The 21,439-nt window shown below is 66.8% G+C and carries 25 protein-coding genes and 1 tRNA gene; 2 read left to right on the top strand and 24 right to left on the bottom strand.

Annotated features, from left to right (window positions below; all coding sequences use genetic code 11):
- Positions 1-39: 39 nt before the first annotated feature.
- From GGQ93_RS11895 to GGQ93_RS11850, 10 genes are all read right to left on the bottom strand, one after another.
- Positions 40-2,112, bottom strand: a complete 2,073-nt coding sequence (locus tag GGQ93_RS11895; RefSeq protein WP_183217207.1) for a ParB/RepB/Spo0J family partition protein — start codon at positions 2,110-2,112, stop codon at positions 40-42.
- 25 nt (positions 2,113-2,137) lie between these two features.
- On the bottom strand, positions 2,138-3,067 hold the full coding sequence (locus GGQ93_RS11890; RefSeq protein ID WP_183217205.1) for a toprim domain-containing protein: 930 nt from the start codon (positions 3,065-3,067) through the stop codon (positions 2,138-2,140).
- Entirely contained in the window at positions 3,067-3,744 is a 678-nt protein-coding gene (gene radC, locus GGQ93_RS11885; protein WP_152950460.1) for a RadC family protein, read from the bottom strand. Before radC ends, GGQ93_RS11890 begins: the two co-directional genes overlap by 1 nt.
- Positions 3,745-4,050: 306 nt before the next feature.
- A tRNA-Pro gene (locus GGQ93_RS11880) sits at positions 4,051-4,127 on the bottom strand.
- A gap of 59 nt (positions 4,128-4,186) precedes the next feature.
- Positions 4,187-4,606: a MerR family transcriptional regulator gene (locus tag GGQ93_RS11875; RefSeq protein WP_183217203.1), complete on the bottom strand. Its 420-nt coding sequence runs from the start codon at positions 4,604-4,606 to the stop codon at positions 4,187-4,189.
- A 5-nt stretch (positions 4,607-4,611) separates the two neighbouring features.
- On the bottom strand, positions 4,612-4,917 hold the full coding sequence (locus GGQ93_RS11870) for an integration host factor subunit alpha (protein WP_054766969.1): 306 nt from the start codon (positions 4,915-4,917) through the stop codon (positions 4,612-4,614).
- A 77-nt stretch (positions 4,918-4,994) separates the two neighbouring features.
- Positions 4,995-5,972, bottom strand: a complete 978-nt coding sequence (locus GGQ93_RS11865; protein ID WP_183217201.1) for a beta-ketoacyl-ACP synthase III — start codon at positions 5,970-5,972, stop codon at positions 4,995-4,997.
- Positions 5,969-7,045 (bottom strand): phosphate acyltransferase PlsX, encoded by a 1,077-nt coding sequence (plsX, locus tag GGQ93_RS11860; protein ID WP_221233684.1) that lies wholly within the window; start codon positions 7,043-7,045, stop codon positions 5,969-5,971. Before plsX ends, GGQ93_RS11865 begins: the two co-directional genes overlap by 4 nt.
- A 105-nt stretch (positions 7,046-7,150) precedes the next feature.
- Entirely contained in the window at positions 7,151-7,669 is a 519-nt protein-coding gene (locus GGQ93_RS11855) for a YceD family protein (protein ID WP_082382706.1), read from the bottom strand.
- Between the two features lie 4 nt (positions 7,670-7,673).
- Positions 7,674-8,198 (bottom strand): ubiquinol-cytochrome C chaperone family protein, encoded by a 525-nt coding sequence (locus GGQ93_RS11850; protein ID WP_182714724.1) that lies wholly within the window; start codon positions 8,196-8,198, stop codon positions 7,674-7,676.
- A 91-nt stretch (positions 8,199-8,289) separates the two neighbouring features.
- On the opposite strand from GGQ93_RS11850, the gene GGQ93_RS11845 reads away from it, so the two are divergent.
- Entirely contained in the window at positions 8,290-8,769 is a 480-nt protein-coding gene (locus GGQ93_RS11845) for an outer membrane protein assembly factor BamE (RefSeq protein WP_182714725.1), read from the top strand.
- Between the two features lie 60 nt (positions 8,770-8,829).
- Here the strand turns inward: GGQ93_RS11845 and GGQ93_RS11840 are convergent, their stop codons facing one another.
- From GGQ93_RS11840 to GGQ93_RS11775, 14 genes are all read right to left on the bottom strand, one after another.
- Positions 8,830-10,977 carry a sodium-translocating pyrophosphatase gene (locus GGQ93_RS11840; protein ID WP_183217197.1) on the bottom strand — a complete coding sequence of 716 codons (2,148 nt, stop codon included), beginning with the start codon at positions 10,975-10,977 and terminating at the stop codon, positions 8,830-8,832.
- A 177-nt stretch (positions 10,978-11,154) separates the two neighbouring features.
- Entirely contained in the window at positions 11,155-11,586 is a 432-nt protein-coding gene (locus GGQ93_RS11835) for a hypothetical protein (protein ID WP_054765968.1), read from the bottom strand.
- Between the two features lie 45 nt (positions 11,587-11,631).
- Positions 11,632-12,621, bottom strand: a complete 990-nt coding sequence (gene thiL / locus GGQ93_RS11830; RefSeq protein WP_183217195.1) for a thiamine-phosphate kinase — start codon at positions 12,619-12,621, stop codon at positions 11,632-11,634.
- Positions 12,621-13,145 carry a transcription antitermination factor NusB gene (gene nusB / locus GGQ93_RS11825; protein WP_152950520.1) on the bottom strand — a complete coding sequence of 175 codons (525 nt, stop codon included), beginning with the start codon at positions 13,143-13,145 and terminating at the stop codon, positions 12,621-12,623. The genes thiL and nusB overlap by 1 nt, the downstream gene beginning before the upstream one ends.
- A complete protein-coding gene (gene ribH / locus GGQ93_RS11820) occupies positions 13,142-13,603 on the bottom strand; it encodes a 6,7-dimethyl-8-ribityllumazine synthase (protein WP_054765971.1) in 462 nt (153 codons plus the stop codon). The genes nusB and ribH overlap by 4 nt, the downstream gene beginning before the upstream one ends.
- The gene (ribB, locus tag GGQ93_RS11815) at positions 13,600-14,748 is read right to left on the bottom strand and encodes a 3,4-dihydroxy-2-butanone-4-phosphate synthase (RefSeq protein ID WP_224764428.1); all 1,149 of its coding nucleotides are present in this window, start codon (positions 14,746-14,748) and stop codon (positions 13,600-13,602) included. The genes ribH and ribB overlap by 4 nt, the downstream gene beginning before the upstream one ends.
- Positions 14,748-15,338, bottom strand: a complete 591-nt coding sequence (locus tag GGQ93_RS11810) for a riboflavin synthase (protein WP_183217193.1) — start codon at positions 15,336-15,338, stop codon at positions 14,748-14,750. The genes ribB and GGQ93_RS11810 overlap by 1 nt, the downstream gene beginning before the upstream one ends.
- Positions 15,339-15,459: 121 nt before the next feature.
- The gene (locus GGQ93_RS11805) at positions 15,460-16,080 is read right to left on the bottom strand and encodes a RibD family protein (RefSeq protein WP_183217191.1); all 621 of its coding nucleotides are present in this window, start codon (positions 16,078-16,080) and stop codon (positions 15,460-15,462) included.
- A complete protein-coding gene (gene nrdR, locus GGQ93_RS11800; RefSeq protein ID WP_054765974.1) occupies positions 16,080-16,550 on the bottom strand; it encodes a transcriptional regulator NrdR in 471 nt (156 codons plus the stop codon). The genes GGQ93_RS11805 and nrdR overlap by 1 nt, the downstream gene beginning before the upstream one ends.
- Positions 16,551-16,558: 8 nt before the next feature.
- Entirely contained in the window at positions 16,559-17,842 is a 1,284-nt protein-coding gene (gene glyA, locus GGQ93_RS11795; protein WP_311734602.1) for a serine hydroxymethyltransferase, read from the bottom strand.
- Between the two features lie 33 nt (positions 17,843-17,875).
- Positions 17,876-18,439 carry a GNAT family N-acetyltransferase gene (locus tag GGQ93_RS11790; protein WP_054765976.1) on the bottom strand — a complete coding sequence of 188 codons (564 nt, stop codon included), beginning with the start codon at positions 18,437-18,439 and terminating at the stop codon, positions 17,876-17,878.
- A 32-nt stretch (positions 18,440-18,471) separates the two neighbouring features.
- Positions 18,472-18,660: a DUF6898 family protein gene (locus tag GGQ93_RS11785; RefSeq protein WP_054765977.1), complete on the bottom strand. Its 189-nt coding sequence runs from the start codon at positions 18,658-18,660 to the stop codon at positions 18,472-18,474.
- Complete coding sequence (gene hemA / locus GGQ93_RS11780) at positions 18,657-19,883, bottom strand: 5-aminolevulinate synthase (protein WP_054765978.1); 1,227 nt, start codon at positions 19,881-19,883, stop codon at positions 18,657-18,659. Before hemA ends, GGQ93_RS11785 begins: the two co-directional genes overlap by 4 nt.
- A 162-nt stretch (positions 19,884-20,045) precedes the next feature.
- Positions 20,046-20,567 (bottom strand): DinB family protein, encoded by a 522-nt coding sequence (locus GGQ93_RS11775; RefSeq protein ID WP_197273304.1) that lies wholly within the window; start codon positions 20,565-20,567, stop codon positions 20,046-20,048.
- Between the two features lie 29 nt (positions 20,568-20,596).
- Here GGQ93_RS11775 and GGQ93_RS11770 point away from each other — a divergent pair, with 29 nt between their 5' ends.
- Entirely contained in the window at positions 20,597-21,277 is a 681-nt protein-coding gene (locus tag GGQ93_RS11770; protein ID WP_224764429.1) for a TetR/AcrR family transcriptional regulator, read from the top strand.
- Positions 21,278-21,439: the final 162 nt, after the last annotated feature.

The raw sequence follows: 21,439 nt of genomic DNA, 5'->3' as shown, positions 1-21,439 counted from the left end.
GGCGAGGAGCCGGAGCGGGCTTTCTCAACGACCGCCGCGCTAGGCCGCGTCTGTCAGCGCCGCGCGGCCCGCGGGCGTCACCTCGAAGGCGCCGGCGCCGTCGTCCTGCCCGGACGGAGTTGGCGAGTCCGCACCCTCACCGGAACTTTCGGCTTCCATCGCCTCGGAGACTTCCGGCTCGGGCGGAGCCGTCCAGGACAGGCTCGCAGGCGCCCAGCCCTTCTCCGCCGCCTTCTCCTCGACCCAGGGAACGAGGTCCATTTTCCTGAAGCAGGCGGCGCGGATATCGGCGTCACCCATTTGCTCCAGCATGCTTAAAAGCAGCGGCTTGGAATGCGACTTCAGGAATTCGGCGTCTGGCGTCCAATGCAGGGCGATGTCAGCCCCGCAGAGTTCCGCCAGTTCGGCGGCCTCGGCCCGTGCGGCCCGCCGGATCAGGCTTGTCCGGTCCTCCCGGAGGTCGAGGGTCAAGGCCGTCAGCTCAGCCAGCAGGGCCATCTTGTCGCCGTGGGCGAGACCATCGACCCAGGCGATGACGGTCTGGCCGGAGGCCTCCCAGGCGGCCCGACGATCCCCGAGTCTCTGGCGCACCTCGCCGTCAAGCGCCTCGATCATGCGTCCTCCGGTGGGATTGAACCCGGCTGCGGTCACCGCCAGGGCCGATTCCGACCGGACGACGGGGCAGCGGACGGCGACCTGGTTGAACAGTCGGGCGATCAGGGCGGTGAAGGCCGTTCCCGGGTCGTCGGCGAGGGCGCGTATCAGGCCGCGTGTCGCCACATCGGTGCGCACCGCGTGCAGGGCGTGATTGACACCCTCCGTTTCGGGCTCGGGCGCATCGACCTCCGGCGGACGGTAGGCGGGCTGGGGCGGCGCCCCGGCCGGGACCACCTCGGCGTCCTCGACCTGACCTTCGACCTCCGGCTCCACGGGCGTGTAGCACTGGACCTCGATACCGGTCCGGCTCGAGGGACTCAGGACGAGCACGGTCGCCACGCGGCCTTGCCAACCCGCCTGGTCCATCACCAGCCGGGCGCGGATCATGGCGTCGATCGCGGCGTCGACGGCCTCCGTCTCGGGGGTCTCCGCCAAAAGCGTGCAGAGGGTTTCCGCCGCGGCGTTGAAGGCGTCGCGTGCGTCCCGGTAGAGGGCCATGGCGGCGCCCGGCAGCATGCCGCCGTAAACGTAGCCGAGCGTCTCTAGGTCGTCGGGCAGGTCCGGCCGAGGGCCGGCCGTGACGTGAACGGTCAGGCCCTCGGCCTCGAACGCCCTGGCGATTTCGCGGGCCCGCGTCGTCCAAACCTCCGTGAGGATCGCCGGATCGAGCAGGACGGGGGCCATTTCACCGAACAGGTCGGTCTCCGTTCGACCGCCAGCCGCCGCGTACCGCTCGGGACCGACGAGGGCGCAGCGCGGGTCGCGTGCGGTGACCCGGCCCTCGTCGAGCTTCTCGGTCACCCGCCAGTCCTGGAAGCCATGGCCGTCCAGCGCCATCCGGGCGAGGTCGGCCTGTTCCGCCTTGTCGGGAAGCCGGGCCAGCAGCTTGGCCTGACGCAGGTTCAATCGACCCATCTTCAAAGCTTCCAAGGCAATCTGCGGCAAGGCCGAGAGAGCTGCCAGACGCTTGACGTCGAGTTCGGCGTAGCCGAGCGCCTTGGCGATGACCGGAACGCCGAGTTTGCCCTTCAGCATCCGTCCGATCGCGGCGATGACGTCCGCGACATGGACGGGCACGGCGGTATTCGTCAGCAGCACGGCCGCCGCCTGACGCTTGGGGTCGGTCTCGACGACGATGTCGACCGGGAAGTCCTCGTCGATCCGGCCCTGATCGAGCAGGTGTCGGAAGGCCAGGATCCGGCGCCGTCCGTCCAGAGCCATATGAGGCTGTTCCTTCTTGCCACGCCCCGGGCGAACGGTCAGCGCCTGAAGCTGACCCGCCGCGATCAGGGTCTCGGCGAGCAGAGGAATGTCCTCGTCCGGCGGCTCTTTGTAGCGAAGGTTCTCGGGCGCGATATCGGTGTTCCGCAAGGCGACGGTTCTTCGGTCGCGCGCGGCGGCGGCCTGGACGGGAGTGGGGACGAGGGCGAGTGCGGTGGAAGGGGAACGGCGCATGGGGGATCTCCAACCGGGGCGGGGCCTATCCCCGCCGGTCCGGCGCCCCGCCCCGCCCTTCCTCCGCCTCCAATGCTTTTGCGCTGGCCTGGTCCGCTTCGTTCCAGTCCCCGAAGGTGCTGGGCGGCCGGGCGATCATGGCGTCGAGTTCCAGGCTCAGGAGCCGGGCCCGCAGGCGGATCGCGGCCCGTTCGCCCGCAACTCCGTTGTCCGCCGCGATCAGGACGTCCCGCACGCCCGGCGGCGGCGACCACCTCGACAGATTGCCGGCGGATAGCAGCGCCCATCCAGGTCGTCCGAAGCGTCGGATGGCTGAAAGGGTGGTGATCACCCCCTCCCCCACCACCATCCGGGAGCTGGCCGCCATGAGCCGCACGGCGGATCCGGCGGGGACCGCGCCAATGGTTTTGCGCGGCGCCGCGATTCCGACCGCCTGGCAGCCGTTGGGATCGAGGTAGGTGATCTCGACGCCAGTCAACGCGCCCGTGACGTCGCTGATCTTCGCGAGCATGGCGCCTCGCGTCCGTCGTCCCATCGCGTACACGGCGAGGGGAGCCGAAGGATGATCGCGAAGGTCCGTGAGATCATCACGCCAGGGCACGCCCCTGAGCCGCAAATGCAGGGCCGCCCTGCCCGCGGGAGTCGCTGCCTGACCGCCTTCCCAAAGACACTCCGCGGCCTCGATGCGCCGTCTGAGGTCGATATGGGGGACAGATGCAGCGCAGCCGCCGCCGCGCGGGCGCCGCTGTTCGTCGATGAGGCCCCGCTGTGTGAGATCGTCCAGGGCCGCCCGCCAGTCCGCCGCGCCGAACCCATGGGCAACCACGCGACCGTCGCTCAGGACCAGCGAGATCGACCGGTCAGCAGCGCTGTGGCCCGGCGCCGGCACGTTGGCGCGGGCGCCGTTCTGGTAAAGATCTCCGCCCAGGGCGGAAACGATGGCGCGCAGGCTCATCAGAACAGTCCCAGGGACCGGAAGCTGGCCGTGCCGTCGCGGCCGACGATGAGATGGTCATGCACCTGAATGTCGAAAACGCGGGCGGCTTCGACGACCTTGCGCGTCATCTCGATGTCAGCTCGAGACGGCTGGGGATCGCCGGAGGGATGATTGTGCACCAGAATGATCGCCGATGCAGAGAGCTCGAGAGCGCGGCGCACTACTTCGCGCGGGTAAACGGGCGCATGATCCACGGTTCCGAACCCCACAAGTTCCTCGCGTAGAAGCTGATTTCTTTTGTCCAGAAACAGGGCTCGAAACTGTTCGCGGGGCTCTTCGACAAGAGAGACCCGAACGTAAGCCAGCAAGGCCGACCATGATGACACCACGGGACGGCTTTCGGCCTCGGAGCGGGCAAGGCGTTCGCAGAGCAGCCGAAGCAGTTTCAGGTCCGCCACTACGATCGCATCGACGCCCTCCACCCGCGCCAGTTCAGCATCATCGGCGGCCGCGATGGCGGCCAGGCTCCCGAAGCGCCGAAACAATTGGCTGGAAACACCATGCGAGTGCGACGACATCTGTCTGCGCGCCAGCATGACGGCCAAGAGGGCTTTGTCGTCGAGCCGGGCGCATTGGCCGATGGCTGAATCGGGCCAGTCGTCCGCTTCGGGTCGTGTCTGGGCGTGGGATATCATGGCGGCGCACTCCGTTTGCCGCTCCGCATGGAGCGCGCGCCGCCTCCCTTCCTTTCCCTCCAAGAAGCGCGTCGTTCGAGTAGCCGCGCGGCGTTCTGGTCAGGATTAGCCGCCGCTAATCGACCTCCAGGTCGCCACAAGCACGATTCTAACGATGCGTCGGTCGAAATCAGGGAGACAGAATGAACTGTCCCGCAACGCGGTGACCGCGAATCAGCCTGTGCCCCATATGTGCCCCAAGCCGATTTTCGAAGGGGCCGCCCGAAGGCGACCCCTGAAAAAGACCATAAAATTCAGAAGATTAAATGGTCGGAGCGACAGGATTCGAACCTGCGACCCCTTGACCCCCAGTCAAGTGCGCTACCAGGCTGCGCCACGCTCCGAAGGCGCTCCCTATAGACGCGGGTTTCGCGCGCCGCAAACGCAAAAACAGGTTTTCCACCTAGCTTCTCAGAACAGCGTCCAGTCGGGCCTTGGCCTGTTCCAAATCCATCAGCACGACATTCAGCCGCTTAGTCACGCCGGACAGGGCCGGCGTCCTTGAAATCAGGGGCTCAGCCGGGGATTCGGCGTCGCGCGCCTCGATCAGGCCGGCCATGTCCGCGCCGACCAGCGTCTTGAGCCCCTGCTCCTTGTGCAGCCGTTGCACCCCGCGGATGGTCAGGCCGTCCTCGTGCAGCAGCCGCCGAACCGCCTTGAGCACGGCGATGTCCTGGGGCCGGTAGAATCGACGTCCACCGGCGCGCTTCACCGGCGTGACGAAGCTGAACTTGGTTTCCCAGAACCGCAGGACGTGCTGCGGAGCTCCGACCTCCTCGGCCGCCTCAGAAATGGTGCGGAAGGCGTCGGCGCTCTTGGCCAAGCGAATCAGGCCTCGACGACGGCGTCGTGAACCCGGCTCTTCATGATCTGAGAGGCGCGGAAGCTGATGACGCGACGGGGGTTGATCGCCGCCGGTTCGCCGGTCTTGGGGTTGCGGCCCATGCGGGCCCGCTTCTCACGCACCTGGAAGACGCCGAAACCCGACAGCTTGACGGTATCGCCCTTTTCAAGAGCCTCCACGATCAGCTCCAGCGTCCGTTCGACCAGGGACGAACACTCCTGGCGGGACAGACCGACCTCTTCATGCACGGCTTCGCAAAGGTCGGCGCGCGTTACGGTGTGGTTGCCCATCATAGTCCCGTCTGGAAACGATCTTCTGGGCGCATAGGGGCGCAAACTTCTCAGAAAATCAATGCCCGGCGCAGCGGTTAAAGCCTCAAGGCGCAGGCGCCCCAGGTCAGGCCGCCGCCCATGGCTTCCAACAGCACCATGTCGCCCTTCTTGATCCGCCCGTCCTGAATCGCCGCATCCAGCGCCAGGGGAATTGAGGCGGCGGAGGTGTTGGCGTGAAGAGCCACGGTCGAGATCACCTTGTTCTCGTCCAGACCCAGCCGGTCGCCGACGCCCTTGATGATCCGCTGATTGGCCTGATGCGGCACGAACCAATCGACGTCGGCGATTTCGATGCCGGCGGCCTCACAGGCCGCAGTGATGCCTTCGGCGATATTGACCACCGCATGGCGGAACACCTGATTGCCCGCCATCCGCAGATGGCCGACGGTTCCGGTCGACGCCGGCCCGCCGTCGACATAGAGCAGGTCCGTTTTCGACCCGTCGGCGCGCAGGGCGAAGCCCAGCATGCCCTGGTCGGCGGCCGTCCCCTGCCCCTCGCGCGGCTCCAGCACCACGGCGCCGGCGCCGTCGCCGAACAGCACACAGGTCGTCCGGTCGGTCCAGTCCATCAGCCGCGTCATTTCCTCGGCGCCGATCACCAGGGCGCATTTCGACAGGCCGCGCGCCACGAAGCCGTCGGCCACGCTCAGCGCATAGACAAAGCCGGAACAGACCGCCTGAACGTCAAAGGCCACGCCGACGCCGGCGCCCAGCTTGTGCTGAACGATGGAGGCGACGGCGGGGAAGGTCATGTCGGGCGTGGTCGTCGCCACGATGATCAGGTCCACATCCGCCGCCGTCTTGCCGGCGTCGGCCAGGGCCTTCCTGGCGGCCTCGACCGCGAGATCGCTGGTCGGCTGGTCGTCGCGCGCCTTGTGGCGCTGTTTGATCCCCGTTCGCTCCTGGATCCATTCGTCGGAGGTGTCGACGATCTGGGCCAGGTCGGCGTTGGTGACGATCTGCTCCGGCAGATAGGAGCCGACGCCGGTCACGGCGCTGCGGGTGACGCTCACTGAAGGGGTTCTCCGGCGGGGGCGGCGGGTGGGCTGGAATGGTCGAACACGGCGTCCAGCTTGCCCAGATTGGCGCCGACCTTGGTCATATAGTCGCTGCGGGCCAGATCCACAGCGATACGGATGGCGTTTCCGAAGCCCTTGGCGTCGGCGCCGCCGTGGCTCTTCACCACAATCCCGTTCAGCCCCAGCAGGGGGCCGCCGTTGATGGCGCTGGGGTCGATCTTCTCGCGCATCTTCTTCAGGGCCGGCATGGCGATGGCGGCGCCCAGCTTGGCCTGCAGGTTCGAGGTCAGGGCCTCGCGCAGCAGGGCCGAGATATAGCGGGCCGTGCCTTCGGCCGTCTTCAGGGCGATATTGCCGGTGAAGCCGTCGGTGACGACCACGTCCACCGTGCCCTTGGCGATGTCGTCGCCTTCGACGAAGCCGTAATAATTCAGGTCGAACGGGCCGTCGCGCAGGATGGCGTGCGCCTCCTTGACCTGTTCATTGCCCTTCATGTCCTCGGAGCCGACGTTCAGCAGGCCGATGGTCGGGCGAACGGTGCCGCGCACCGCCGTCTGGAAAGCCTCGCCCATGATGGCGAACTCGACCAGTTGCTCGGCGTCGCTGCCGATGTTGGCGCCGACGTCCAGAACCGCCGTATGGCCCTTGAAGGTCGGCCAGCTGGCGACGATGGCCGGCCGCTCCAGGCCCGGCGCCGACATGCGCAGAATCAGTTTGGAGATGGCCATCAGGGCGCCGGTGTTGCCCGCCGAGACCACGCCGCCGGCCTCGCCGGTCTTCACCGCCTCGACGGCGTTCCACAGGCTGGAGCCCTTGCCCCGGCGCATGGCCTGGGCGGGCTTCTCGTCCATGGCCACCACCTTGTCGGTATGACGGATGTCGACCGTGTCGGCCGGCAGGCTGCAATGCGCCAACTCGGCGCGAATCCGGGTCTCGTCCCCATGCAGCAGGAAGCGGACTCCCTCCCCGCCATGGGCGCGGACAAAGCTTTGGACGCCCGGAACGACGACGGATGGGCCGTGATCGCCGCCCATGGCGTCAAGCGAGATCGTAACTGGGGCTTGCAAATGGACCTCGACTAACCGCGTCGTCTTGTCGCACGACACTGGATATAGGCGCCGGACGATAGCGCCGACGCCGGGGGATGCAACCGCACGGCCCCTGCGTCAACCTCAGCCTTGGTCGTCCTGCGGCTTCAGGGCCTTCAAAGCTGCAAAGGGCGAGATTTCGGCGGGCTCTTCCGGTTGCACGAACTGCGCCCCCGGCTTGCGCGGAAAGGGGTCCAGAGACAGGACCAGCTGCTCGACCGCATACTGCCCCAGGTCGATCTTGCCGTCCTCGATCAGGTCGGCGTCCTCCTCCTCCAGGGTGACTTCGATCTCGTCGGTCTGCTGCGGTTCGGCCTCGGCCAACTGAATCGAGAAGCGGCGGTCCACCTCGACCGGCAGGGGTTCCAAGGTCAGGCCGCAGGTCTGGATCGCATGGGCCGTGACGCGCCCCTTCATCGTCCACTCGCTGCTCGACGGGGTCGGCTTGACCTCGATCTCTACGGCGAAGGCGTCCAGGCCCTGCAGATCCAGGGCGCGCGCAATTCGCTGACGCGCCTCCGCGTCGGGCTCCAGGCGTCGGCTCAGCCCCGCGCCGATCTGATTGACCCGCACCGTCTCGCTGTAGGGGAGGCTTGCGCTCATGGTCTCAAACATCCGTCCAGGCCGGCTTCACCAGCACATCATTGAATTCCTGCGCCGCCAGGGCGGCTCGCGCGGCCAGGGCGTAGCGCGCCAAATCAGCCGCCTGTTCCGCCCGCGTCTCGCCATAGACATTGCGCGCCAGAGCTTCGGTCAGAGCCGCCGCATCGCCGTCGCGCAGCGGCGGCTCATAGGCGTTCATCCGGCCGTACAGGGCCTCGCCCAGCTTGCGCATCTTCTTGCCCACCGAAATGTCGCCGACGCCTTCTTCCCGCAACGCATGGTCCAGCGCCGAGACATAGACGTCGAACAGAGCCTGGGCCGCGTCTCGACCGCTCGGCGTGTTCTCATCGCGCAGCCGCAGCACCAGCAGCAGCACGTGCAGCGTATAAAGTTCGAACCGCGCGTCGATCCGGTCAGCCACGCCCAGTCGCGTATAAAGTCCCGGCCGGCGCGCCTGCTCCACCGAAAGGGCGTACAGGGCGTCGCCAATGCGGACGCCTTCGCGGGGTTTGAACAGGTTTTTCAGCATGGCTTTAAACGGCCCCTTTTCCGCCGCGCCGTTGAACTAGGACGCAGGTCCGTCTAGGTCAAAGATCTTGTTCTCTCGCAGGCGCCCGATCATGTCTCGTTTCGTCCCGCTTTTCGTCGCCGTTTCCCTGGGCGGCCTGTCCGCCGCCTGCGCGCCGATGGTCGGCTCCAACGGCTTTCAGGTGATCGACGCCAAGCCCCAGGACGTGGTCGCCGGAACCGACACCAAGGAGACGGTGCTGGCGCGGCTGGGCTCGCCCTCGACCACCTCGACCTTCGAACCGGACCAGGTCTGGTACTACATCAGCCAGACCACTGAGAAATACACCTACAACCTGCCGGTCGTCTCGAGCCGCACGGTGACCGAAATCACCTTCGAGCCGAACGGCGACAAGGTCGCCGCCGTGCGCACCCTGGGCCTGGCGGACGGCGAACAGATCGCCATGAACAGCCGTGAAACCCCGACGCGTGGCCGCGCCCTGACGGTTCTGGAGCAGCTGCTGGGCAACGTCGGCCGCGGCCAGCTGCCGCGCACCGAGGACGACACTCCCGGTCAACGCCGCCCGGACTGATCCCCGGCGCATCGCCCAAGGAAAAACGCCCCGGAGATCGCTCTCCGGGGCGTTTTCACGTCAGCCGACCGTCCCGCTGGCCAGCACCGCCAGCAGCAGCAGGGCCACGATATTGGTGATCTTGATCATCGGATTCACCGCCGGCCCCGAGGTGTCCTTATAGGGGTCGCCTACGGTGTCGCCGGTCACGGCCGCCTTGTGGGCCTCCGATCCCTTGCCGTGCACCACGCCGTTCTTGTCGGTGAAGCCCTCCTCGATCACCTTCTTGGCGTTGTCCCAAGCGCCGCCGCCCGAAGTCATCGACACGGCCACGAACAGGCCGGTGACGATCACCCCCATCAGCATGGCGCCCAAGGCCGCAAAGGCGTTGGCCTTGTCCGAGATGACCATGACGGCGGCGAACAGGACGATGGGCGACAGGACCGGCAGCAGCGACGGCGCGATCATCTCGCGAATCGCCGCCTTGGTCAGGATGTCGACCGCCCGTCCGTACTCGGGCTTGACCTGATAGGTCATGATGCCGGGGTTCTCGCGGAACTGGCGCCGCACCTCGGCCACGACAGACTCGGCGGCGCGCCCCACCGCCATCATCGACATGCCGCCGAACAGGAAGGGCAACAGCCCCCCGAACAGCAGGCCCACGACCACATAGGGGTTGGTCAGGTCGAAAGCGACCGTCCCCATGTCGGCGAAGAAGGGATAGTCCGACGGATTGGCTGAGAAGTATTGCAGGTCCGACGTATAGGCCGCGAACAGCACCAGCGCCCCCAGGCCCGCCGAGCCGATGGCGTAGCCTTTGGTCACGGCCTTGGTCGTGTTGCCCACGGCATCCAGCGCATCGGTCGAATGCCGCACCTCGCTGGGCAGGCCGGCCATTTCGGCGATCCCCCCGGCGTTGTCCGTCACCGGCCCGAAGGCGTCCAGGGCCACGATCATCCCCGCCACGCCCAGCATGGTGGTGGTGGCGATGGCGATGCCGAACAGACCCGCCAGCTGGAAGCTGGCCACGATGCCGACGATGATGGTCAGGGCCGGCAGCGCCGTGGCCTCCAGCGACACCGCCAGCCCTTGGATGACGTTGGTCCCGTGGCCCGACACCGAGGCGTTGGCCACCGACCGCACCGGCCGGAAGCCCGAACCGGTGTAGTATTCCGTCACCACCACAATGGCCGCCGTCACCGCCAGCCCGACCATGCCGGACCAGAACAGGGCCATGGGCTGGATGACCAGGCCGCCGGTCGTCGTCACCGGCCCGGTCACCATCTGGTCGATCACCCACCAGACCGCCCCGATGGACAGGACGCCGGTCACGATCAGCCCCTGATACAGGGCGCCCATGATGTTCTGGCTCTTGCCCAGCCGCACGAAGAAGCTGCCGATGATCGAGGTCACGATACAGACCGCGCAGATCGCCAGCGGCAGCACCATCAGCATGTCCACATAGGGCTGGCCGCGGAAGAAGATGGCCGCCAGCACCATGGTCGCCACGGTCGTCACCGCATAGGTTTCGAACAGGTCCGCCGCCATGCCGGCGCAGTCGCCGACATTGTCGCCTACGTTGTCGGCGATGGTGGCGGCGTTGCGGGGATCGTCCTCGGGAATCCCGGCCTCGACCTTGCCTACCATGTCGCCGCCCACGTCGGCGCCCTTGGTGAAGATGCCCCCGCCCAGTCGCGCGAAGATCGAGATCAGCGACGCGCCGAAGCCCAGGGCCACCAGGCCGTCGATGACCTCGCGGCCGACCGGGTTCAAACCGAGGTGGTGGGTCAGGACGATATAGTAGCCCGATACCCCGATCAGGGCGCCGCCCGCCACGAACATGCCGGTGATCGCGCCCGACCGGAAGGCCAGGTTCAGCCCCTTGGACAGGCTTTCGGAGGCCGCCTGGGCCGTGCGCACATTGGCCCGCACCGAGATCAGCATGCCGGCGTAACCGGCCGCGCCCGACAGGACCGCCCCGATCAGAAAGCCCACGGCCGCATAGGGGCCGATCAGCAGATAGGCGGCGATCAGGATCACAATCCCCACCAGGCCGATGGTCAGATATTGCCGCTTCAGATAGGCCGAGGCGCCTTCCTGAATAGCGGCGGCGATCTCTCGCATCTTGTCGTTGCCAGTGCTCGCCTTCATCAGGGCGGCGGTCTGAACGGCGCCGTAAAGCACCGCCAGAACACCGGCCGCGAAGACCAGCGTAAGATAGGTCGTCATTGGCGTTTCCATGCCCTTGCAAACAGGCGCGCAGGCCTGGCGCGGCGGGCGGGCCTTAGGGCCTCTGTCCGCCTTCCGGTCCCCCTGCACGCGGCGAGCGCGTCATTGCGCCCCTTGGGATTTTGCAGAGGGAGCGTGTCACGGGCGTCAAGTTGACGCAACCGTGATCGTTGACCGCTAGTGAGCGGTCGGCATGCCGGAGCGACGGCGGGGGCTCTGGGCGATGATCTCGACGCCGGTCACCGAACCCCGTCCGGAGATGGTGTTGGCGGCAGCGACCAGGGCGGCCGACATGCGACGCTCGTCCAGGCGCGTCCAGTCGCCGGGAACGGTGAAGGGGGTCCGGTGCGCGGCCTTCACCAGGGCGTCGCGGAAGAAGGCCTCCTTCAGCCGCATCTGATCGGCGGTCTTGCCCGCGCCGAGCATCAGGCGGAGCGAGACGAAGACATAGTTCCGCAGCCGACCGTCAGCGATGACGGGCAGGCCCACCCCCGCTATGCCGAAGGTCGGGGGCCCTTCGGCCGCCTTCTCGGAGGAGGCGGCGGCGGAACCGGCGGCGGTCCCGGCGAGGGCGACGGTTCCGGCGGCGATGAAGCTTCTGCGATCCATGCGACCAGCCTAACGGCGGTGGGTTAGGATTCCCTTGCGAAAGTCCTAGCCATGGGTCCAGCCGGCGCGCCCCGGCGTCAGGGGCCGGCCGCCGTAGGAGACCGTGACCCCGGCGCCGACCCGCACCTCGCCCAGCAGGGTCAGGCGAACCCGCCGCCGGTCGGCCTCTCGGCGCAGCGTCTCCACCAGCCGGGCGGGGGCGGTGAAGACGATCTGGTAGTCGTCGCCCCCGGTCGCCAGATCCTCCAGCGCCGCCTGAGGATCGACGCGGGCCTCGAACCAGGCCCTGGCGGCCGCCGACAGGGGCAGGCTGTCCAGCTTCAGGTCGATCGCGACGCCGCTGGCGTTGGCGATATGCGTCAGATCGGCGACCAGCCCGTCGGAGACGTCGGCCGCCGCAGTGGCGTGGGCGGCGATCACCTCGGCGAAATCCTGCTGAGGCGTCGGCTGGCGGTAATGGTCGATCAGAAAGGCCAGCCGCTCGGGATCGAGCGTCAACTGGCCCCGCGCCGCCTGAAGCCCCAGGAGGCCGTCGCCGATCGTGCCGGTCACGAAGACCAGATCCCCCGCCTCGGCTCCAGCGCGCGACACCGCCCCCCCGGCCGGAACCCAGCCCAGGGCGGTCAGGGAGAAGGCGGCCGGGCCCGGCGTCTTCACCGTGTCGCCGCCCATCAGAAAGACCCCGAACCGGGCCTGATCCTGGGCCAGGCCCGCGGCGAAGGCCTCGCGCTCCGGCCAGCCGCAACGTTCGGACCAGGCGCAGGCCAGCAGATAGCCGAAGGCTTCAGCCCCCTTGGCCGCCAGGTCCGACAGGTTCACACGCAGCAGCTTTCTGGCCACCGTATCCAGGGGGTCGTCGGGCAGGAAATGGACGCCTTCGACGATGGCGTCCTTGGTCAGGACCAGATCATAGCCGGGCCGGGACGGCAGGACCGCCACATCATCGACCAGCCCCCTGCCCCACTCCGGATGGGCCAGGGGCCGCAGCAGCGTCTCGATCGTCTCGAACTCGCCCGCGACGTCGAGCGCGGGCATCAGCGACGGACGTCTCTGGCGACGCCGTCCAGAGCAGCGTTGACGAACCGGGCCTCGGCGTCGTCGAAGAAGGCCTTGGCCAGTTCGACATATTCGTCGATCACCACTTCGCGCGGCGTCTCCGGATGTTTGATCAGCTCCCAGGCGCCCGAACGCAGCAGGGCGCGCAGGGTGGCGTCGATCCGCTCCAACCGCCAGTTGGACGCCAGCCGGGCCTTGATCGCCGCGTCGATCTCGCGCTGGCTTTCGATCACGCCGCGCACGATGTCGGCGAAATAGGCTTCATCCGCCTCGGCCAGGGCCTCGCCCTCGATGTCGGCGTCGAAGCGGAAGTTGGAGAATTCGGTGATCACCGTCTCCACCCCCTCGCCCGCCAGCTCCATCTGGTACAGGGCCTGGACGGCGGCGAGGCGCGACACGGTGCGCGCCCGGCGCTGTTTGGAGCTCAGATGGGGCTCGGCCCGCTGTTTCTCGGCTTCGGCCAGTTGTTCGAGGACGGCCTTGACGCTGTTCGGTTCAGTCATGCGCCGAGGCCTAGCCGCAACCGCTTCTTCAATGCAATGAGGTCCAGACAGGCTTTGGCCGCTCCACCGCCCTTATCCCCTTCGGAAAGCCGCGCCCGGGCCCAGGCCTGATGCTCGTCCTCGGTCGTCAGAATGCCGTTGCCGACGATCAGCCCCTTGACGCCCAGGGCCATCAGCCCGGCCGCCGACTGGTCCGAGACGATCTCGAAATGATAGGTCTCGCCGCGGATCACGCAGCCCAGGGCCACATAGCCGTCATAACGCGGCGCGGTCGGGAACCGCCCGGCCTCCTCGGCCATGGCGATCACCGCTGGAATCTCCAGGGCGCCCGGCACGGTGACGACGTCGAACAGGGCGCCGCGCGCCTTCAGCGTCTCCTTGGCCCCTTCCAGCAGGGCGTCGGCCAGTTGGTCGTAGAAGCGCGCCTCGACGATCAGAATACGGGGTGCGTCGGTCACGCCTTGTCTTCTCCATCCATGTCGCGCCAGCCGACGATGCGCAGGCCATAGCCTTCAAGCGCCGTCGGTTCAGGTCGCGTCGAACTCATCACGATCATATCCTTGACGCCCAGGTCCAGCAGGATCTGCGCGCCCACGCCATAGGCCCGCAGCGACCGATCGACCGCCGCCGGCTTGTCGACCCCCGCCAGCCGCTCGGCCAACGCGTTCAGCGCCGGATCGCGCAGGAAGACGACCACGCCCGCGCCGTCATGCTCGGTAATCTGGCGCAGAGCCTTCGGCACATAGTCCTGGCGCGTCTCGACATGGCCCAGGAGGTCGCAGGCGAAGTCCACCTGGTGCATCCGCACCAGGGTCGGTTTGGACGGGTCGATCCGACCATGGACAAGGGCGACGTGTTCCGCCCCCTCGATCGTGTTCTTGTACAGCATCAGCCGGAACGGCCCGCCGTGGACGCTCTCGAACGGCGTATCCATGATCCGTTCGACGAACCGCTCGGTGCGGCGGCGATAGGCGATCAGGTCGGCGATGGTGCCGATCTTCAGCCCGTGCAACTGGGCGAAGGCGACCAGATCCGGCATCCGCGCCATCTCGCCGTCGTCCTTGATGATCTCGCAGATCACCGCCGCCGGGGTCAGGCCGGCCATGCGGCTGATGTCGACGGAAGCCTCGGTATGGCCGGCGCGGACCAGCACCCCGCCGTCGCGCGCCACCAGGGGAAAGATGTGGCCGGGCGAGACGATGTCGTCCATGCCCTTCGAGGCGTCGGTCGCCACCTGGATGGTCCGCGACCGGTCGGCCGCCGAAATACCCGTCGTCACGCCTTCCTTGGCCTCGATCGAGACGGTGAAGGCGGTCTTCATGCTCTCGCGATTGTCGGCGGCCATCGGCGGCAGCCGCAGCTGCTGCGCCCGCTCGGCCGTAAGGGCCAGGCAGACCAGGCCGCGGGCCTGTTTGATCATGAAGTTGATCTGATCCGGGGTGGCGAACTGGGCGGGGATGATGATGTCCCCCTCGTTCTCGCGATCCTCGGCGTCCACCAGGATGTAGGGACGGCCGTTGCGGGCGTCCTCCAATATGTCCTCGATGGGACTGATCGGGCTGTCGTTCATGTTCGCGGCCAGCATCTGGCGTTCCTTCGGCATCAGGCCGTCTCCTGCCACCGCGCCAGGTAGCGCGCCAGCATGTCGATCTCGAGATTGACCGGATCGCCGACCTTCAGGCGGCCCAGGGTCGTCACTTCCCACGTATGCGGAATGATATTCAACGAAAACACCCGGTCTTGCACGGCGTTGACCGTCAGCGACACCCCATCCACCGTGATCGACCCCTTGGCGGCGATATAGCGGTGCAGCGGCGCCGGGGCCTCGACCTCGATCCGGTGCGAGCCCCCTTCGGGCGTGATGGAGACGACCCGGCCCAGGCCGTCGACGTGACCCGAGACGACGTGCCCCCCCATCTCGTCGCCCAGGCGCGCAGCCCGTTCCAGATTGACGCCGTCGCCGGCCTTCCAGCCGCCCAGCGTCGTCTTGGACAGGGTCTCGTTCGACACCTCGACGGCGAACCAGTCTGGGCCCTTCTCCGTCACGGTCAGGCAGCAGCCCGCATGGCTGATTGAGGCGCCCAGGTCGATGGAGGCCACGTCCCAGGCGGTCTCAATCTCATAGCGGCGGTCGCGCTCGGTCTCGCGGACGTCGCGGACGCGGCCGATGTCGGTGACGATGCCTGTGAACATGAGACGACCGGTCCCCCTTCGGACCCGAAAAAATACAGTCTAATGTGTCCAGATCGTCCGAAACAGTCCGATCCGGACACCGAAAAACAGTGTCCAAAGTGTCCGATCTGTCCGATCGCCGTCAGATGCGGGCGTAGCTTTCCCACAGGTCGTCCCCGGCGGGCCGGACATCCAGGCGTCGGAAGTTGGGGGCCTCGGCCAGCTTTGCAAGGGCCAGGGAAGCCACGCACGGCCGCCCCTCCCCGCCCAACAGGATCGGCGCCCGGAACCATTCCAGACGATCCACCGCCCTCGCGCGCAGAAAGGCGGCGGCCACCTGGCCTCCGCCCTCGATCAGGACCGAGGCGACGCCGACCGCCTTCAGCGCCTTGAGAACGGCCGGCACGGCGGGGCGTCCGTCCTGTGTCTCGACCTGCCGCACCTCCGCGCCTCCGACCGGGCGGGGCGCGACGGCGGTCAGGATCAGACTGTTCGGCCCCGCCAGTTTGGCCGTCGCCGGGGTTCTGAGCCGGCTGTCCAACACCACCCGCAGCGGCTGATCGACGCTGCGGCCCGGCAGACGGGTCGTCAGTTCGGGGTCGTCGTGGAGCACGGTCTCGACCCCCACCAGAATGGCGTCATGGGCGGCCCGCAGCCTGTGCCCTTCCAGCCGGGCCGCCTCGCCGGTGATCCAGCGGCTTTCGCCCGAGGCCGTGGCGATGCGGCCGTCCAGCGAGGTGGCCAGCTTCAGGGTGACGCGCATCAGCTCTTGCCGGACGGCTCGTCGAAGCCTTCATCGCCCAGGAATTTGGCGAAGTCGCCCGTGTGCCGAAAGTCCTTATAGACCGAGGCGTAGCGGACATAGGCCACCTCATCCACGCCCTTCAGCGCCTTCATGATGAAGTCGCCGACGACGCTGGAAGCGATTTCGGTCTCGCCCAGGCTTTCAAGCTGGCGGACGATCCGATTGACCATCTGTTCGACCTGTTCGGCCTGGACCGGGCGTTTGCGCAGGGCCACGCCCAGCGACCGCTCCAGCTTGTCCCGGTCGAACGGGGTGCGCCGACCGTTGCGTTTCAGAATCACCAGTTCGCGCAGCTGGACCCGCTCGAAGGTGGTGAAGCGCCCGTTGCAGTTCGGACAGGACCGCCGCCGTCGGATGGCCGAGCCGTCGTCCGACGGCCGGCTGTCCTTAACCTGGGTGTCCTGATGACCGCAGAAGGGGCACTTCATCGGTCAGATCATCCGTAGATGGGGAAGCGGTTCGTCAGTTCGCGCACCTGGGCCGCCACGCCCGCGACCACGGCCGGATCAGCCTCGTCCCCGCCGTTCATCGAGGAGACGACGTCGGCGATCCAGTGGCCGATCTGCTTGAACTCGTCCTCGCCGAAGCCCCGCGTCGTGCCGGCGGGCGTGCCCAGGCGAACGCCCGAGGTGACGGTGAAGGGGGCCGTGTCGAACGGCACGCCGTTCTTGTTGCAGGTCATCAGCGCCTTTTCGAGCTCGTGCTCGGTCGCCTTGCCGGTCACGCCCTTGGGCCGCAGATCGACCAGCATCAGATGGCTGTCGGTGCCGCCCGAGACGATGGCCAGGCCGCGCTCGACCAGGACGCCGGCCAGGGCCTGGGCGTTCTTGACCACCTGCTGGGCGTACAGCTTGAACTCGGGCTGCAGCGCCTCGCCGAAGGCCACGGCCTTGGCCGCGATCACATGCTCCAGCGGCCCGCCCTGGAGGCCCGGGAAGACGGCCGAGTTGATCTTCTTGCCCAGTTCGACATCGTTGGACAGGATCATGCCGCCGCGCGGCCCGCGCAGGGTCTTGTGCGTCGTCGTGGTCACGACATGGGCGTGCGGGATCGGATCGGGATAGGCGCCCCCGGCCACCAGGCCGGCGTAGTGGGCCATGTCCACCATCAGATAGGCGCCGACGCTGTCGGCGATCTCGCGGAACCGCTTGAAGTCGATGTGGCGGCTGTAGGCGGAGGCGCCGGCCAGGATCAGCTTGGGCTTCTCGCGCTCGGCCATTTCGGCCACATGGTCATAGTCGATCAGATGGGTGTCTTCGGTGACCTTGTAGGTCACCGGGCGGAACCACTTGCCCGACTGGTTCGCCGGCGACCCGTGGGTCAGGTGCCCGCCGCAGGCCAGGTCCATGCCCAAAAAGGCATCACCCGGCTGCAGCAGGGTGAAGAAGACCGCCTGGTTGGCCTGGGCGCCCGAGTGGGGTTGGACGTTGGCGAAGGCCGCGCCGAACAGCTTTTTCGCCCGTTCGCGCGCCAGATCCTCGGTCACGTCCACATATTCGCAGCCGCCGTAGTAGCGGCGCCCCGGATACCCCTCGGCGTATTTGTTCGTCAGAACCGAGCCTTGGGCGTCCAGCACCGCCTGGGAGACGATGTTCTCGGACGCGATCAGCTCGATCTGCTCCTTCTGCCGGCCCAACTCCCCTTGAATGCCCTTGAAGACGTCCGGATCGGCGTCGGCCAGGGTCTTGGTGAAATAGGCGTCATGGGTGAAGGCGGTCACGTCGGAATCCCCGCATCTGAGAAGGCCGCCTATCTAGTCCCCAGCGGAGCGAACCACAATATCTTGTGTCCCAGCCGCCCATTCACGCCGCAGCAGGCCGTAGACCAGCATGTCGCACAGGCCCTTGTGCGTGGTTTCATGCTCCCGCAACCGTCCTTCCAAGGAAAAGCCCAGGCGCTCGGCCAAGCCGGCGGACGGCCGGTTGTCCGCATCGATCTCCGCATAGATCCGACGGCACGACGGATCGGTGAAGAGATGGGACACCAGGGCCGTCATGCACTCCCGCGCCACGCCCTGCCCCTGGCGGTCGACGACGGTGACATAGCCGACCTCCAGAACGCCCTCGTCGCGTCCTGGAAAGGCGACGTAGCGTCCAGCGACCGCGCCGGTTTCGCGGTCCACCGCCGTCCAGCTTCGGCCCGGCCAGGTCGGATCGACCAGCCAATCGGCCAGATCGGCCTCGCTACGGAAGGCGGGTCGCGACATATACAGACACTGGTCGTCGCGCGAGAGGGTTGGAAACAGCGCCGCCGCGTCCTCGCGGACCAACGGCCGCATCAGGAAGCGGGGCGTATGAAGGGTGGGCGTCGGGCGCATGCCGCCGCTATAGGGTCAAGAGAGCGGCTGCGCTATCGCCCAGCCTCCAAAGCTCGCCTCAGCTTGGCGATCGCCACCCGCTCGACGGCCTTGGGTTCGTTCGCCGGCCCCATGGCGCTGACCTCGCGGCCGGTCGCGACGTGGATGGCCGAGCATTTGACATAGGGACCGTTGCGGACGAACTCGACGATGATCTCGCCGAGGTCGTCGCCGGTCGTCATGCGGCGACGGGCCGGCGCGCCACGTTGCAGTGGGAGAAGAGCTTGTCCATCGCCTGGACCAGATGATCCATCATCGCGTCCGTATGGTTGGGCGAGGGCGTGAAGCGCAGCCGCTCGGTGCCCTTGGGCACGGTCGGATAGTTGATCGGCTGCACATAGACGCCGAAGTCTTCCAGCAGCATGTCCGAGATCATCTTGCAGTGGACCGGGTCGCCGACATGGACCGGGACGATGTGGCTCTCGGACTCCATGACCGGAATGCCGACGGCGGCGAAACGGGCCTTCAGGGTCGCGGCGCGTTCCTGATGGCGTTCGCGCAGTTCGGGATGGGCCTTCAGATGGCGCACCGAGGCCAGGGCCCCCGCCGTCAAGGCCGGCGGCAGACTGGTGGTGAAGATGAAGCCCGAGGCCCAGCTGCGCACGGCGTCCACGATCACGGCGTCGGCCGCGATATAGCCGCCCATGACCCCGACGGCCTTGCCCAGGGTGCATTCGATGATGTCGATCTGGTCCAGGACCCCGTCCCGCTCTGCGACGCCGGCGCCGGTCGCGCCGTACAGGCCCACGGCGTGGACCTCGTCCAGATAGGTCAAGGCGCCGTACTGGCGCGCCAGGGCGATGGTGCCGGCCAGGTCGGCGATGTCGCCGTCCATCGAATAGACGCTCTCGAAGGCGATCAGCTTGGGCGCCTCGACCGGGGCGGCGGCCAGGAGCTGCTCCAGATGCGCCAGGTCGTTGTGGCGGAAGATGTGACGTTCACCGCCGCCGTGACGGATGCCCTCGATCATCGAGGCGTGGTTCAGAGCGTCGGAGAAGATGATCAGGCCCGGCAGGATCTTCTGCAGGGTCGACAGGGTCGCCTCATTGCCGACATAGCCGGAGGTGAACAGCAGGGCCGCCTCCTTCTGATGCCAGTCGGCCAGTTCGCTCTCCAGATCCACAGCCGAGCGGGTGGTGCCCGAGATGTTGCGCGTGCCGCCGGCGCCCGCGCCGGTCGCCGCGATCTCGTCCTGCATGGCCTTCAGCACGTCCGGATGCTGGCCCATGCCCAGATAGTCGTTCGAGCACCAGATCACGACGTCCTGTTCGGACCCGTCTTCCCGACGGCGCACCGCCTGGGGAAAGGCGCCGCTCACCCGCTTCAGATCGGCGAAGACGCGATACCGGCCTTCGCTGCGCACCTGCTCCACCGAGCTTTCAAAGGCGGCTTTATAGTCGAACACGATAGTCGTTCTTTCGCTTATGGCGTGTCTGACGGTTTATTTGCGCCCGACGGCCTGGCTTGTCCATGTCTTCCGTATGGACAAATCGCCCAAGCCCTTAATTGATAACGCTTCTCAGAACGAAGGCGTCAGCTCGTCTCCAGCTCGGTATGCTGCCCAGGATCAGCCTGCGCCGGACCCGTCTTGACTGAATCCCTTGTCTCGCCGCGCGGGCTCGTTCTGGTGAAGATACACCGCAAGCGTGTCCCAGGGCGGCGTGACGGATGCTTGAGTGAGAAGGCGGCCGATCTCGCCTCTGTGATAGCCGGCGTGCAGCGAGACATGAACCAGCATCTCCTCACGCGTCATCGAGCCGCGGTCGCCGTCAGTGAAGGTGAAGGCGACGGGCTCGATCCGAGCTTCGGCAGACAGAGCATCCACATAGTCGATGTACCACTGGTCGGTCGCTGCAACGGCCTCCCTCAACTGGCCGAGCGGCAACGCCGTTTCGAAATTTGTAGAGGTGAAGCCGTGCGTCTCTCCTTGCAGATGTCCTGCGAAAATCCGGCTCACAACGTGAAGGTGGCCGATGAGTCGCCGCGCGATCAGCAATTCCGCCTCCCATTGCACAGCATCAAGAGCGTCCAGTTTGTCAAACAGCTCCTGATTGGCCCAGGCAGAATAGCGAACCAACATCTGCAGCATATTTCCCATTGTCAGGCCTTACTTTGCTGGTGACGAATTCGAGCAATCCGCACACATTTTCAGAAGGAGCGGCGTTCCTGTCTATTCGCATTGAAAATCCGCAAGCGGCGACCCGCAAAACCCCGCGTCAGGCGCGCTCGCGCGCCACGGTCGATGCAATCATCGAAGCCGGTGCTCGCATTCTCAGCGATGACGGATGGGCGGGGTTCACGACGAACCGCGTCGCTGAGAGGGCCGGCGTCAGCATCGGCTCGCTTTACCAGTATTTTGAGGACAAGTTTTCACTGGTCGACGCCATCCGTCAGACCCATCTGGAAAACGGTATGCAAGCGATGCGAAGGGTTCGTGCCGTAGGATTGACGCCACATGAACTGGCGGTCCGGATCGTCGCAGCGAGGATCGAAGCCCATTCCATTCATCCTGGCCTTCATCCCGTCCTACTTCAAGAGATCCCGACAGCGAGGGCGCGCCGCAACCCGGCGAGCGACTATGAAGTCGCCTACCTGTCGTTATACGCGAAAATCGTGGCGGACTTCCGCAGCAGACAGGGTAGTCCCGCTGACGCGGTTGCGGGGCGTGTCCTCTCGGACGCCGTTGACGGCGTGATCCACAATGCGGCGAGTCGCAGCGCCCTCGACGACGAGCGGATGCGCGAGGAGTTGATCCGCTTGATCGCGCTCTATCTATCACCTGGAACTGATTTGCCGTGAAAGGCTGCCTTGTCCAGAGGCGCCTTCCTGGATTCAAGGCTGTCACCCTCACCCCATTGCTGTAGCCCCGCATCACGGACCTCAAGGCGGCGTGGGATCCGCCGCGCGTAAGACAGTCGCCCAAAGCAAAACGGCCCCCGGATTTCTCCGGGGGCCGTTCTT

It is taken from the genome of Brevundimonas aurantiaca (genome assembly GCF_014199955.1).
GTDB lineage: Bacteria > Pseudomonadota > Alphaproteobacteria > Caulobacterales > Caulobacteraceae > Brevundimonas > Brevundimonas aurantiaca.
The sequence above is the reverse complement of the archived record's forward strand: the minus strand, read 5'-3'. Positions and strand labels throughout refer to the sequence as shown.